The following is a 13,587-nucleotide window of genomic DNA, read 5'->3' as shown; positions in this document are numbered from 1 at the left end:
GAAAATCCATTAGCCGACCAGGGGTTTTATGGTTGTAGTTTTTGCGTCGGCAGTTTTGATCTTGTTGAACAACAGGTAGGTGAATACCACCACCAAAGCGGTGGCGGCCAACCCCATCAGCCACATATTGCGATAGGCTTCGGCTGCAGGCAGGGTGTCTTGCCAATGCCCCACCAGCGGGTAGACAAATACATCCGGCAGAAAACCGATCACCGAGCAGATACCCACCGTAGTGCCCATAATGAATTTGGGCGTACGGACTTCACCAATACAGGCGAAATACAGCCCGCGCGAGGCATAGCAGGCAAAAGCCAATAGCAAGATCAAACCGATACCCACGGCGACCGAGCCCGGTTGTTGATTGGTGACTAACAAGGCGCCCAGCGTGATCAGGCTGGCCAGCGCCAGCAGTTGAATCACCCGGGTCGGCGATTTCAGGCGACTGTGGCTGGTGATCAATCCCCCGAGCGGGCCACAGATGGCGCGGAATATCTTGTTAATAACGATGCCCATGTAGCTGGCGGCAACCAGCGTCATGCCATACATCTCGGTCAGGTAATTGGTCGAGTAACTCAGGATGGCGTAAATGGTGTAGACACCGAAGATGATCATGCTGCAATACCAGGTACTGCTGACCTTGAGCACTCTAAGGATGTCACTGAGGCTAAAGGGGGGTGAGGGCTCGGTACTGCTGCTTGCGGTCTGGGTAGAGCCCTCGCTGACGAAGAACCAGCAAAGCACGCCGAGCAGAATATACACGCCGCTGTAAATCAGGATCACCGCTTTGAGGCTGTTGGGATCCTCGGCTGCGAATAAAGAGAAGATCCACATGGTGAAGACCGCCAGCGCCATTACGCCGACGCCCCGTAGCCCCTCCATCCAGCCCATGATTTTTCCCTGTTCCTCATGGTCGCCCAGCAGTGACGCCGCCTTGATGGAGACGGACCACAGTAACAGTATGGTGGTAATGGCGAATGCTACCTGTATCAGGATCATCACCCAGAAAGGCGGGTAAAACGCCATCAGCCCCCCTAGCAAACCGGTCGCGATCATGGCGAAAGCCATGACCTTACGGTGGGAGAATTTATCGGCGACAATACCGCTGGGGGCATAAAGAATAATGGCGGCAATACCGAAAGTGCTCATGATCAACCCTATTTCGGTATTGGAAAAACCCATAAACTTCGCCATGGGGATTTGATAGATATAGCGTAAATAGGCCAGGTCAAAACTAACGCCGCCGCTTATACTTATTATTGCCAGGGTTAACCAACGGTGGAAATTTGATTTCTTCATGCGGCATTCCATTTAAATGGTCAAACAAAAAAAGAGAAAAGCAAGCTCCCCGCATAACGGGAAGTTACTTTTCTCTTGGGCTCATTCAGTAACTGCACTAACAAATAGCACGACGCCGGGAATAATATCCGTGATTGTTATCACAAAAGCCTAAAATGAAAATTGGCGTAGACTTGTCATGGATTAATTATTCAGTGAGGCAGGTGATTTTTATTATCACGCTGTTTTTAGCATAAAATGATTTTGTGAAGTCAATCACGGAAGCCAACGGGGCGGGCATGTTAGCTTGCTTCTCAGTTACTAGAGCCGATGAGAAAAGTAACTTCTTTGCCCAGCGCAGAGGAGCTTACTTTTCTCATTTTTTTTGCTTTTTTTCCAGGCTAAGGAGTCAGGACATGTCACTAGATGCGTTGAATGCGTTCTCACTGGATTTTTTTTCGCTGAAGGGGAAGACGGCGATTGTCACCGGCGGCAACAGTGGGCTGGGACAGGCGTTTGCCGTGGCGTTGGCCAAGGCCGGGGCGAATCTGTTTATTCCCAGCTTTGTGATGGATCAGGGACAAACCCGTGAAATCATTGAACAACAGGGCGTGCGCGTAGCCTTTATGCAGGTGGACATCACCGAGAAAGGCGCTCCGGCCAGGGTCATCGCCGAATGCCTGGCGCATTTCGGGTCCGTGGATATTCTGGTCAACAATGCGGGCATCTGCAAACTGAACAAGGTGCAGGATTTTGGCCGTGCCGACTGGGACCCGATGATCGACATCAATCTGACGGCCGCCTTTGAAATGAGCTACGAAGCCGCCAAAGTGATGATCCCCAACCAGCAGGGTAAGATCATCAATATTTGCTCGCTCTTTTCTTATCTTGGCGGTCAATGGTCCCCGGCTTATTCTGCCACTAAACATGCCCTGGCCGGTTTTACCAAGGCTTATTGTGATGAACTGGGGCAATATAATATTCAGGTCAACGGTATTGCACCGGGTTATTACGCCACTGACATTACCGCAGAAACCCGAAGTAATCCGGAAACCAACAGGCGTGTATTGGAGCATATTCCTGCCAACCGCTGGGGTGACACGCAAGATTTAATGGGGGCAATGGTATTTCTAGCCAGCAGGGCATCAAATTACGTTAATGGCCATTTGCTGGTGGTCGATGGGGGTTATCTGGTTCGTTAAATAAGCGGAACGATCTCCGTTTTATCTCAATTACATTTTTATATTCTTATTATCAGGAAGGAGTAACCATGTCTCTGACTCGTGAATCTATTGTCACTCATTTAAAAGAAATCGTGGGCCCAGAGCGGGTCATTACCGACGAAGAAACGCTGAAGAAAAACAGCGTGGACCGTTTCCGCAAATATGCCGATATTCATGGCGTCTTCACTCTTCCGTTGCCGGCAGCCGTGGTTAAGCTGGGAAATAGCCAGCAGGTGGCGGGTGTGCTGAAGTTTATGAACGAAAATCGCATCAACTGTGTGCCGCGTACCGGCGCATCCGCCACCGAGGGCGGGCTGGAAACGGTGGTCAAAAACTCAGTGGTACTGGATGGCTCGGGATTGGACCAGATCGTCAGCATCGATATTCGCAACATGCAGGCCACGGCCCAGTGTGGCGTCTCGCTGGAAGTGCTGGAAAATCAACTGCGTGCCCAGGGTTACACTACCGGACATTCGCCGCAGTCCAAGCCGCTGGCACAGATGGGCGGCCTGGTCGCGACGCGCAGCATCGGTCAACTTTCTACGCTGTACGGCGCGATTGAAGATATGGTGGTCGGGTTGGAAGCCGTCTTCCCGAACGGCACGATTACACGCATCAAAAATGTGCCGCGTCGTGCCGCCGGGCCTGATATTCGCCACGTGATCATCGGCAATGAAGGGGCACTGTGCTTCATTACCGAAGTGACGGTGAAAATCTTCAAGTACACGCCGGAAAACAACCTGTTCTACGGTTACACCCTCGACAATATGCAGACCGGCTTTGATATCCTGCGGGAAGTCATGGTCGATGGCTATCGGCCGTCAATCGCCCGTCTGTATGACGTCGAGGATGGTACCCAACACTTTACCCATTTTGCCGCAGGCAAATGCGTGCTGATCTTTATGGCTGAAGGAGCAAAAGGCATTGCGCAGGCAACAGGGGCAGGCATTGAGGCCATTGTGCAACGCCACGCCGAATGCCACAAAGTGGACAGCAAGCTGATTGAGCAGTGGTTCAATAACCTGAACTGGGGACCGGAGAAGGTGGAGGCAGAACGTCTGCAGATCATGAAAACCAACAATATGGGGTTCACCACCGAAGTTTCCAGCGACTGGGCCAGCATCCATACCATCTATGAAAATGTGATCCGCAGAATACGCGCGGAATTCCCGCATGCCGATTACATCACCATGCTGGGCGGCCACTCTTCACACAGTTACATTAATGGCACCAACATGTACTTCGTTTACGATTACAACGTGGTGGATTGCAAACCGGAAGAGGAGATCGACAAGTACCACAATCCGTTGAACAAGATTATCGTCGAAGAAACCCTAAAACAGGGCGGTTCTATGGTGCACCACCACGGCATCGGCAAACATCGTACACATTGGACCAAAGACGAACACGGCAGCGCCTATTACATCCTGAAGGCGTTGAAAGAAGTCTACGATCCCAACGGCATCATGAACGCCGGCACCATTTATCCTCTGGAAAAATAAGCTTGCCTATGGCCCGGTTCGCCGGGCTTCTTGGCCTTATTCTCCGCACTGGGATTACCTCAGAGTTCCTTAACTATTCAATATGCGCGCTAAAACCCTTACGCCCGGGAGCAATGTCGGATTTCAGCGTCAATGCCGGGATCTCGTATTCGCCTGCATTCTGACGGCGGAAGGGGATCGGCGAGGTCTGCTCCAGATTGTCCAGACGCTGCCCCAGGGCGTGGCAGGCTTCGGCATAACGCGCTTCACCAACCCGGCCGGTACGATAAAGGACAAAAGGTGGCAGCACTGCGAAACCGGGATAATGCAGGATGCCATGTTGGATAGGGAACAGAATGTCATCTATCGGGCCATTGATGCCGCGTGCTGCATAGTGCGATTCCCATCCGCCGGTAGTGACAATCAGCATCGCGCGTTTACCGGCAAGGGTGCCTTCGCCATAACGATCCCCCCAACGAGCGTCAGAGTGCTCGCCGACGCCATAGGCAAATCCGTAGGCATAGACGCGTTCAACCCAGCCTTTAAGGATTGCCGGCATCGAAAACCACCACAGCGGGAACTGCAAGATCACCGTATCGGCCCACAGCAGCTTGTCCTGCTCGAGTGCAATATCCTGGCTCTGTAAACCCTGTGAAAAAGCCTGCTGGGAAGCGAGCGACGGATTGAAACGGTCACCGGGCTGGGCCGTGCTGTCATTGGCGTCGAGCGTCGCTTTCCATTGCATGGCATACAGATCGGAGACTTGCACCGCATGGCCGGCAGCTTCGAGCCGCTGCACTGAAAAATCCTTGAGCGAACCATTTAATGACTGCGGTTCAGGGTGGGCGTAGACCAGTAAAACGTTCATTGTAGAACCTCCATTGATTGATGAAGGCAGGTTAGGCGGTCGTCAGGTATATTAGAAATGAATTTCTAATATTACAGGTATTAGCATGAATAATATCAGACGCCTGGATCTCAACCTGCTGGTCACGCTGGACGCCTTGCTTTCAGAGCATAACGTTACCCGGGCGGCACAACGTTTAAACTTCTCACAACCTTCGGTCAGTGTGCATCTGGCCAAGCTCAGAGACATCTTTAACGATCCGTTGCTGTTGCCGGGGCCACGAGGAATGCGGCCCACCGCGCGCGGCGATGAGTTACGTGAACCACTGAGGCAGGCACTTGAAGCACTGGAACGTGCAGTGTCACCGTCAGACCCCTTTGATCCCAAAGTGGCCGAAAATACCTGGCGCGTTGCCGCTTTCGACTATGGCGAGTCAACCATTGTTCAGCCGGCGTTGATGGGGTTGCGGGCTGCGGCACCGAACAGCAGACTGGCGGTAATTGAGACCGTACCTTCACGCATCGCCAGGCAGGCGGAGCTGGGTGAGATAGATTTGGCCTTTCATACGCGTGAAGGGGCTCCCGCCCATTTGCGACAACGTATTTTGTTCAGCGAACGCTACGTGCTGGTGGGACGAGCCGGGCACCCTGGCTTGAAAAAGCCACCTTCACTGGCTCAGTTCTGCGATCTGGAACATGTAATGGTTTCGCCGGACGGCGGGGGCTTCTTCGGTATCACCGACAAAGTGCTGGCGGAAGCCGGTTTAAGCCGGCGAGTGGTGCTTTCCGTGCCGCATTTTCTGTTTGTGATGTCGGTGTTGGCAACCTCAGAGCTGGTGGCCATGCTGCCTTCACGTCTGGTCCGCAATAATAACGCGTTGCAGGTGGTGGAACCGCCCGTCGAGTTGCCGGGGTTCGAGATGACCATGCTATGGCATGAGCGTGCCCATCGCGATCCGGCGCATCAATGGCTACGAGAGCATATTGTCTCGTCGGTTGCATAAATACATCTGCACGGTTTCAGGCATGCGGTTGGCTGTATTTCAGCAACTTGCCCGTGAATAACAAAATCAGCGTGCGGAGCAATAACAAGCCAATCAGGGCATTGCTGAAGACAAAAAGCGGCAATGCTAGCGCAGAAAGCACGCCCTCGTGGCTTTCATGGCCGAGATGCAGGGCGGTGGTAGCGAGGGCGGATAACCCGAACGAAAAGCTCCAGAATGAGACATTGAAAGGGCCTTTCAGATACCAGGGAAGCAAGCGAATGATAAATAAGAGCTGCAGGAGACCATAGCCAAAAAGCATCTTGGCCAGGACGTCCGCCTGGCCACCATTGATTGCCAACCATGCGCTGCAAGCCACCAGAGCCGGCGCCAGCTGGATCCCGAGGGAAAGTCTGACCTGCGTCGGCATTTCCCCCTGGTTGCGAAGCCTTTGCAAAATAGCCGGCTCCAGGCTCAGCCAGGAAAGAATACCGGCACCCAGAAACAGCAGGCCCAAATCGTGATACCCCAAAGCGCCGCAGGCCATGCAACTGATAAAGTTATTGGCGACCGTAGGCAGATAAAGCCCGGGGGTAGTGGCTTCAACCGGATGTGCGCCCCGCCACAGCCCGGCACTTTGCCAGGCAGCATAACTTAACTGCGCCACGGCGCCGATAATGAACAGCGTAATGGCTAGTGAACGCCACCAGGGCGCCACGCCAATGGCGACCAGAATGGTGGTTGCCGGGAATAAACTGACATAGCTGCTCATGAGCGGATGTTCGATTTCAGCCTTTACGCTGTGGGGAAAACGCAGTAAACGATACAGAAAAGCCACCGCCAGCAGCACCCAAAGCATGATGGCGAAAGCCACCAGACTTTCGCCGATAAGCGGAGAAACGGGCCAGACGGTGGCAGCATAGCGCCAACCAAAACCGGCGCCAATGGTACCCAGCACCATGCCGAAATAGCCTGCGGGTAAATCGAGAAAACGGGGATGGTCACTCAAAACAGTTTTATTCATTTTGTTTAATATTTAAAATAAATTTTAAGTGATCTTAGCCAGTTTGCGGTGCAGGTGCAACATAACATCGGGAGCGGGGCTGTCGTGCGCTTGTTAAGGGAGGAGACAATGTTGAGGCGAACGGCTTTGACGCTAACCCCGGTGTTGGCATACATGATTCTAATCTGAAAAAGGGGCGGTGGCATGCATACACCGCCCCATAGCACCTAGTAGTTAGAAGGTGACATTGACCTTGGCCCACAGGGTGCGGCCCGGTTCATTAACCGACGTATTCGACGAATAGCCGAAGGTACTGTTACCTGCCAGATTCAGGTGTTCGCTGTAGGTTTTATTGAGAATGTTATCCAGGCCGGTGCTGAGTTTGACGTGTGAGTTCACCTTGTAAGCCACATTGGCGGACAGCACGCCAAAACCCGGGCTGTCGGCAAAGTCTTTACCGACCACGTTGCCCTGATTGATGGCTACGCGGTGCTGGCTGCTGACCAATCGCCACAGGCCGGTGCTGCTCCAGTCGCCACGTTCGTAGGTTAAACCAAAGCGAGCTTCCAGCGGCGGGATTTGCGGCAAGGGCTGGTTGTCGCTGGTGTTTTTCCCCCACGCATAAGCCAGACTGGCATCGGTCTTCCAGTGTTCGGTCAACTGGTAACCCATACCCATTTCACCGCCCATGATCGTGGCGTTGACGTTATCGGCCTGGCTGATGCGGGCGTGATGCGGATCGTATTTGAACAAGATAAAATCATTCACATGGCCAACATAGGCCGATACCCAACTGTTAAAACGCTGGTCGGTATATTGGGCACCGATATCGATCTGCGTGGTTTTTTCACTCTTCACGCTGTCAAACGCACTCTTGTTGCCGCCTGGCCCAAACGTCGGGGAGAACAGCTCCCAATAGTCGGGGAAACGTTCGGTATAGCCTATCCCGGCGTAAAGCATCAACGGCATGCTGGCCAATGTGTGCTCAATACGGCTAAAACTGCTAGGCAGCGTATCGGAACGCTCAGTATCGTTGCCGGTTTTGTAGTTATCCACCAGGGTGCGATCGAGACGAGCACCGCTGATGATCTTGCTTTGTTCGGTCGCGCTCCAGGTCAGTTCACCAAAGGCACCGTAGTTATGGAACTGCGCATCCTCTTGCCAGGCGTTACCCCGTTTGTTGCGATGGGTGTTGGTTTGCGTATCCATACCGCTTTCCAACTTAAAATCTTGCCACAGCCAGGTGCCCATCACTCGACCGCCGACGGTGCGACGATCCAACTGCATGGTCATGCCAGCGTGCATAGGCATCCCCATCCCCATGTGTCCCATCGCCATGCCGCCCTGGCCGGGCGAACGCAGGGTGGTATTATCCATAATATGGTTGGCGTAGTTGTAATACACCTGGGCTTCCAGCTTGTCGAATACCTCGCTAATGTTGGATTTTTCTACCCGCATGCCCAGGCTCTCGCGCTTGAACTGCGAACCATCCATGCTGCGCCCGGCATAGCGCGCTTCGCCATTACCCCGACCCATAGTCACTTCCAGCAGGGTATCGTTGTCCGGCGTCCAGCCCAGCGCCAGATCGCCATTCCATTTGTCCCAGCGAGAAGGCACGCGATCGCCATTGCCGTCCTGGTAATCGTGAGAGCGCGATTTATTGCCCATCAGGCGCAGATAACCCTGTTCACCGCCCAGGCTGGCATCGATGTTTTCATCCCAACGGCCGTTGGAGCCGGCCAGCATGCTGGCGTTGCCTTTGATGCCTGGTTTATCAAACCGCGGACGTTCTCGCTCAAAGCGCACCGTACCAGCAGAGGATCCTGCGCCCCAAAGCACCGTTTGCGGGCCTTTGGTGATGGTCAGCAGATCGTAGCTTTCCGGTGAGATATAGGAGGTCGGGGCGTCCATTCGTGAAGGACAGGCCCCCAACATTTCGCCACCGTCGGTCAGGATTTTCAGCCTCGATCCAAACATGCCGCGAAACACCGGGTCGCCATTGGTGCCGCCATTACGGATCTGGGAGAATCCTGGGATAGTTTTCAGGTAATCCGAACCGTCGCTGGCAGGTACAGGCTGGCGAGGGGTTTTCGGTGAGGTCACTATCGTCATCGGTGAATAGAGCGGTGCGGTTACGGTGATCACGTCACCATCATTGGCCTTAACCGCAACTTCATGCTGGTGTTGTTGCGCAGCTTGAGCATTGAAGCCCGCCAGGACAAACAGCGGCATTGCCGCTGCAACATGCAGGGAGAGAGGGCGCTTCTTATAATTCTTGGTTTTTCCAAACATCATCGTTCCTTAATGCCAATTTTGACGCTAAAAATACGTTTACATCGCAACAGCCGGTTATTTAGGCGCAGTGAAACCCGGAGCATCATGCCGCCGTTAATAAGCTTTGGCCCGATTATGGCGTGGGAATAATGCCAACAGGGTTGCGATGTTTATTGAGTGCAGTGGGTAATTCCGACGGGCGTAAAAAATCCGCCTGGTTGAATAGTCTCAACAGGAATAATTTGGCTGCAGTCTATTAATTTTTAAATCAGCGGAACGATGCTGGTGGAGCGCGGGGTTGGGACTCGGAGTGGATCACATGGGCGAATAGCGGGAAGATATAATGCAGCGGCGGTGCGCGTGACAACAGCGAACCAGACCAGAATAGCGGTGAACTGGCCAGGTCTAACAAGGGGACATGGATCAGCAAAACGCAGTAGCCGCAGGCGCTGTCATCCATCATCATCGCCATATTATGGCTGCCGGTCTGCATGGCCATCGTCATGCTTTGTGCGATGGCTTTGCCGTCAGGCTCCGGCGAAGGATGATGACCATGTGCAGACATATCCATGCCGCAGTCCGTCATTGTGGCCGTTTCAGATTGCCCCACGCGCGCATGCTCCAGCGATCGGGAGATCACCGGCGCAATGAACAACATCAGCATCGCAAAAATCCCCAGACAGGCCGGGAGATGGCTTCGCGATGTGGCAGTCCGAATTAACGACACATATATCCTAGAACAGGGCAAAATTAACGGGCGGAATTGTACTGTTTTATGCTGCAAATGTTAAAACATTTTATGCCTGGTTGGCTTATTGATAAAGAAAATTGCCGTTTGCTTCACGTTATCAACCATTTTAACTGTTTGGATATATTACGAGCGCGCGGGAGAATAATACTAACAGCAAGAGTGATGATATATCCCGCCAGGCTGTTTTTTGCCATAACTGCCGTTGTTTATAAGCGGGATAATAAGGAATTCCAGGCACAGGGAAAATTGGCGTTGGTCATTCCAACGGCAAATCACCCAGCGATTTTAACCAAACGATAAAGGCGTCGATTTTCGGCCACTGACGGTCGGAAAGCGTTGACACATAATAGTGCTGATCGCATTTCAGCTCCATTTTTGGCAATGGTGCAACCAGCTCGCCGGTACTGAGTTGCTTGCGAATAAGTCGTTTACGGCCCATGGCGACACCAACGTGGTTCACCGCCGCCGTGACGGCCAGATCGGAACGGTCGAATCCTATTCCCGGCGAGGTGTCCAGATTGACACCGAAATGTTGAGCCCAGCTGTGCCATTCATCGGTTCCGGAATCATAGCTCCAGGCTTGGCGATCGTGGAGCAGGGTGCAGTGCGACAGATTGCCGGGAAAATTGGCCAGCTCAAATTGGGCGGCATATTCCGGGCTGCATACGGGAATAATGGCTTCATCCATCAGGTATTGGTAATGAAGCTGTGATGAGGGGGTTGCATCAAAATAAACGGCCAGATCTATGCCTGCCCGCTGAAAATTTACGTTTTCATTGCCGGTCAGAATAGTCAGGTTGATGGCGGGATAACGGCGAGAAAAATCGGCCAGCGCCGGCACGATCCAACACTGGGCGATCGACGGTCGGGAGTAAACCGTCAAGGAGCCTGACAGCGCCTGGTTTTTGATATCCAAAATTTCCTGATTCAGGGTGCCAAATGACGTTTTTAGCGCCCAAAAAACCCGTTTTCCTTCGGCGGTAAGCTCGACTTTGCGATGAGAACGAATAAACAACTTTATGCCAAGATTAGCTTCAAGTTGATTAATGGTATGGCTTACCGCGCTGGGGCTCACCGACAGTTCATCCGCAGCCATGGCGAAAGACTCGTGCCGAGCCGCCACTTCAAATGTAAACAGCCGCGATAGCTGCCAGCCATTAAGCGATCGGTGCTGACCCGTTAGCAGATGGTTGCCTGACATATTACCCCCTGAAATTAAAAAACCTGTGTTTTACGCACCAGTTTGGTGAGTAAAGTTGATTCATGTCGCTAAATTGCACCATTTTTTGGCGCAAGTCACTCGTTTGATTCTGTTTTACTCATGTGAGGTGGGATTTTTATCGTTTGTCACCGATCGTCGTTTTCCTGTCCAATAAAGACAATTCAATGACAGGGGATATGGGCCATGGATTCACACATTTGGGTTGCCGTCACGCTGATCGCCAGTATTGCACTCATCATTTTGACCATCGTAAAGTTCAAATTTCATCCTTTTTTGGCGTTGTTGTTAGCGAGCTTTTTTGTCGGTGGCATGATGGGAATGGGCCCGATTGATATGGTCAATGCCATTGAAAACGGCATTGGCAGCACGCTAGGATTCCTGGCCGCGGTGATTGGGCTGGGCACCATTCTTGGCAAGATGATGGAGGTTTCCGGTGCGGCAGAACGCATTGGTATTGCGCTGCAGCGCTGCCGCTGGCTTTCCGTTGACGTCATTATGGTGTTGGTAGGTTTAGTTTGCGGCATCACACTGTTTGTCGAAGTCGGCGTGGTGTTATTGATCCCACTGGCTTTCTCCATCGCCAGAAAAACCGGCACCTCGCTGCTAAAGCTGGCCATACCGCTTTGTACTGCATTGATGGCAGTGCATTGCGTCGTTCCTCCACATCCTGCGGCGCTGTTTGTGACCAATAAGCTGGGTGCAGACGTGGGAACGGTGATTGTTTACGGTCTTCTCGTCGGGTTAACGGCGTCTCTGGTCGGAGGGCCGTTATTCTTAAAGATGCTGGGGAAACGCTTGCCGTTTAAGCCGGTACCGCCAGAATTTTCCAATCTGACCGTACGAGAAGAGCATGAGCTGCCTTCGCTGCGGGCAACGTTGTTTACGGTTTTATTGCCGATTGTGCTGATGTTGGTGAAGACGGTAGCGGAGTTGAACCTGGCTAAAGAAGGGCGCCTGTTTGGCCTGATGGAGTTTATTGGCAACCCGATTATCGCCATGTTTATTGCCGTGTTTGTGGCCTATTACGTTCTGGGTATCCGCCGTCATATGGGGATGAGTACGCTGCTGCGCCACACGGAAACGGGTTTTTCTTCGATAGCCAATATCTTGCTGATCATCGGCGCGGGCGGGGCCTTCAACAGCATATTGAAGGCCAGCGGTTTGGCGGACACCCTGGCGTTAATGCTCTCCAACCTGCATATGCACCCGATCCTGTTGGCGTGGTTAGTCGCACTTATTCTTCATGCGGCAGTGGGTTCCGCCACCGTTGCCATGATGGGAGCAACGGCCATTGTCGCACCGATGTTAGCGCTCTATCCTAACGTCAGCCCGGAGATTGTGACCATTGCCATCGGCTCTGGCGCTATCGGTTGCACCATAGTGACCGATTCGTTGTTCTGGCTGGTGAAACAGTATTGCGGCGCAACGCTCAATGAAACGTTCAAGTACTACACCACGGCAACGTTTATCGCTTCGGTGCTGGCTTTGGGGATGACCTTTTTACTTTCATACATTATCTAAGGCAGCCTTTCTGCGGCAATCGTGAGCGAGAACTTTCCTTGACTTACGATTGCTTCCTCATAGAGGGTAAGGTGATTCAGATAAGGCCGGTATTGATTCTTTTACCTATGTCCTTGAGCTGGGAGTATTTTTCAAGCAGTTGAGGCCCATCATCAAGGCTCATCGCAAACATCCACATATAGGTCATCACCGAGTAAATATGACCGGCATTTGGCGTGCTGCTAAGCGACATGCTGAGGATGGTCATGCCGAACAGTAGCGCTATTACCGTACCGATGGACAGGAATCCCAATGCCTCACGATCGGACAGCTTTATGCGTAGCCTGGCCAGCACGCCATAATGTCGAGCCAGGGAAATCCTGGATGCCGCACTGACAAAATTCACCTCTTTTTCAAGACGATCGTTAAGTTTAACGAACAGCGCCTCATTCCTGCGGGTGTAACCCGGTAAGAAGAATGCGAAAAACACCAAGATGGCCAGGCAGGCCACACCGGTCCAAAACTCAATCACCAACAGCATGATCGCCGCACCAGTGATAGATGCCAGCGAGGTAATCAGCGTCGGCAGGTGCTTTTCAAAAAAGTCGATAAACTCGCGCGACAGGGCAACGCGTGCGGCGATGGTTGAAGCACTGTGGTTGTCCCGACGCTGGGCAACAATCACCGGCACCGCAAGCTCAGCATAAATTCTGGCAAAAGTGCGAGTATCTACGCTGCGGCGGGCCGCGCCAATGGCCCACATGATAAAAACCATCAATGCATACAACACGGCGTGTAAAGCCTTGCCGGCAATAATGGCGTTAATGGCAAAGCCCGCCAACAGAGGGTAGAGCAGGTAGGTAATGTTCTCTGCCACGACAAGTAATAATGTCATGACCAGCTTCCTGGCATGGCGGTGAGCAAGCAGCTTCAACGTCAAAATAGCGCTAGGTGCCCGGGCAACGGCGGCAGGTTTAGGGTTTTGTAAGGCTTTCATATTTGCTAAGATATTCACTGAAATTGAGCGGT

The 13,587-nt window shown here is 52.7% G+C and carries 11 protein-coding genes; 4 read left to right on the top strand and 7 right to left on the bottom strand.

Annotated features, from left to right (window positions below):
- Nucleotides 1–9 precede the first annotated feature (9 nt).
- Nucleotides 10–1,296 carry an MFS transporter gene (locus LQ945_RS01250; RefSeq protein ID WP_270102100.1) on the bottom strand — a complete coding sequence of 429 codons (1,287 nt, stop codon included), beginning with the start codon at nt 1,294–1,296 and terminating at the stop codon, nt 10–12.
- Nucleotides 1,297–1,691: 395 nt separating this feature from the next.
- Between LQ945_RS01250 and LQ945_RS01245 the strand changes: the two genes are divergently transcribed.
- Complete coding sequence (locus LQ945_RS01245) at nt 1,692–2,477, top strand: SDR family oxidoreductase (RefSeq protein ID WP_122079375.1); 786 nt, start codon at nt 1,692–1,694, stop codon at nt 2,475–2,477.
- A gap of 68 nt (nt 2,478–2,545) precedes the next feature.
- Complete coding sequence (locus tag LQ945_RS01240) at nt 2,546–4,000, top strand: FAD-binding oxidoreductase (protein WP_270102099.1); 1,455 nt, start codon at nt 2,546–2,548, stop codon at nt 3,998–4,000.
- Between the two features lie 73 nt (nt 4,001–4,073).
- Here the strand turns inward: LQ945_RS01240 and LQ945_RS01235 are convergent, their stop codons facing one another.
- Nucleotides 4,074–4,847: an NAD(P)H-dependent oxidoreductase gene (locus LQ945_RS01235; protein ID WP_269935578.1), complete on the bottom strand. Its 774-nt coding sequence runs from the start codon at nt 4,845–4,847 to the stop codon at nt 4,074–4,076.
- An 85-nt stretch (nt 4,848–4,932) separates the two neighbouring features.
- Between LQ945_RS01235 and LQ945_RS01230 the strand changes: the two genes are divergently transcribed.
- Nucleotides 4,933–5,829, top strand: coding sequence for a LysR family transcriptional regulator (locus LQ945_RS01230; protein WP_044551186.1), 897 nt, complete (start codon nt 4,933–4,935; stop codon nt 5,827–5,829).
- A gap of 16 nt (nt 5,830–5,845) precedes the next feature.
- On the opposite strand, the gene tehA is transcribed toward LQ945_RS01230, so the two are convergent.
- From tehA to dsdC, 4 genes are all read right to left on the bottom strand, one after another.
- Nucleotides 5,846–6,832 carry a dicarboxylate transporter/tellurite-resistance protein TehA gene (tehA, locus tag LQ945_RS01225; protein WP_269935579.1) on the bottom strand — a complete coding sequence of 329 codons (987 nt, stop codon included), beginning with the start codon at nt 6,830–6,832 and terminating at the stop codon, nt 5,846–5,848.
- Nucleotides 6,833–7,045: 213 nt separating this feature from the next.
- Complete coding sequence (locus tag LQ945_RS01220) at nt 7,046–9,106, bottom strand: TonB-dependent copper receptor (RefSeq protein WP_270102098.1); 2,061 nt, start codon at nt 9,104–9,106, stop codon at nt 7,046–7,048.
- 247 nt (nt 9,107–9,353) lie between these two features.
- Nucleotides 9,354–9,749: a DUF2946 domain-containing protein gene (locus LQ945_RS01215; protein ID WP_270102097.1), complete on the bottom strand. Its 396-nt coding sequence runs from the start codon at nt 9,747–9,749 to the stop codon at nt 9,354–9,356.
- Nucleotides 9,750–10,092: 343 nt separating this feature from the next.
- Complete coding sequence (gene dsdC, locus LQ945_RS01210; protein ID WP_270102096.1) at nt 10,093–11,037, bottom strand: DNA-binding transcriptional regulator DsdC; 945 nt, start codon at nt 11,035–11,037, stop codon at nt 10,093–10,095.
- A 204-nt stretch (nt 11,038–11,241) separates the two neighbouring features.
- Here dsdC and dsdX point away from each other — a divergent pair, with 204 nt between their 5' ends.
- Nucleotides 11,242–12,579: a D-serine transporter DsdX gene (gene dsdX / locus LQ945_RS01205; RefSeq protein ID WP_270102095.1), complete on the top strand. Its 1,338-nt coding sequence runs from the start codon at nt 11,242–11,244 to the stop codon at nt 12,577–12,579.
- A 76-nt stretch (nt 12,580–12,655) separates the two neighbouring features.
- Here the strand turns inward: dsdX and LQ945_RS01200 are convergent, their stop codons facing one another.
- The gene (locus tag LQ945_RS01200; RefSeq protein ID WP_270103033.1) at nt 12,656–13,555 is read right to left on the bottom strand and encodes an ABC transporter six-transmembrane domain-containing protein; all 900 of its coding nucleotides are present in this window, start codon (nt 13,553–13,555) and stop codon (nt 12,656–12,658) included.
- Between the last annotated feature and the right edge of the window lie 32 nt (nt 13,556–13,587).

Origin of the sequence: Serratia liquefaciens, assembly GCF_027594825.1 — a bacterium.
Lineage (GTDB): Bacteria > Pseudomonadota > Gammaproteobacteria > Enterobacterales > Enterobacteriaceae > Serratia > Serratia liquefaciens_A.
This window is presented reverse-complemented; position numbering and strand designations above follow the sequence as displayed.

What these genes read in the sequence shown, in the direction of transcription:
- dsdX (WP_270102095.1), top strand. Translation starts at nt 11,242, where the DNA reads ATGGATTCACACATTTGGGTTGCCGTCACGCTGATCGCCAGTATTGCA.
- LQ945_RS01200 (WP_270103033.1), bottom strand. Translation starts at nt 13,555, where the DNA reads ATGAAAGCCTTACAAAACCCTAAACCTGCCGCCGTTGCCCGGGCACCT.
- LQ945_RS01245 (WP_122079375.1), top strand. Translation starts at nt 1,692, where the DNA reads ATGTCACTAGATGCGTTGAATGCGTTCTCACTGGATTTTTTTTCGCTG.
- LQ945_RS01250 (WP_270102100.1), bottom strand. Translation starts at nt 1,296, where the DNA reads ATGAAGAAATCAAATTTCCACCGTTGGTTAACCCTGGCAATAATAAGT.
- LQ945_RS01230 (WP_044551186.1), top strand. Translation starts at nt 4,933, where the DNA reads ATGAATAATATCAGACGCCTGGATCTCAACCTGCTGGTCACGCTGGAC.
- LQ945_RS01215 (WP_270102097.1), bottom strand. Translation starts at nt 9,749, where the DNA reads ATGCTGATGTTGTTCATTGCGCCGGTGATCTCCCGATCGCTGGAGCAT.
- LQ945_RS01240 (WP_270102099.1), top strand. Translation starts at nt 2,546, where the DNA reads ATGTCTCTGACTCGTGAATCTATTGTCACTCATTTAAAAGAAATCGTG.
- LQ945_RS01235 (WP_269935578.1), bottom strand. Translation starts at nt 4,847, where the DNA reads ATGAACGTTTTACTGGTCTACGCCCACCCTGAACCGCAGTCATTAAAT.
- tehA (WP_269935579.1), bottom strand. Translation starts at nt 6,832, where the DNA reads ATGAATAAAACTGTTTTGAGTGACCATCCCCGTTTTCTCGATTTACCC.
- dsdC (WP_270102096.1), bottom strand. Translation starts at nt 11,037, where the DNA reads ATGTCAGGCAACCATCTGCTAACGGGTCAGCACCGATCGCTTAATGGC.
- LQ945_RS01220 (WP_270102098.1), bottom strand. Translation starts at nt 9,106, where the DNA reads ATGATGTTTGGAAAAACCAAGAATTATAAGAAGCGCCCTCTCTCCCTG.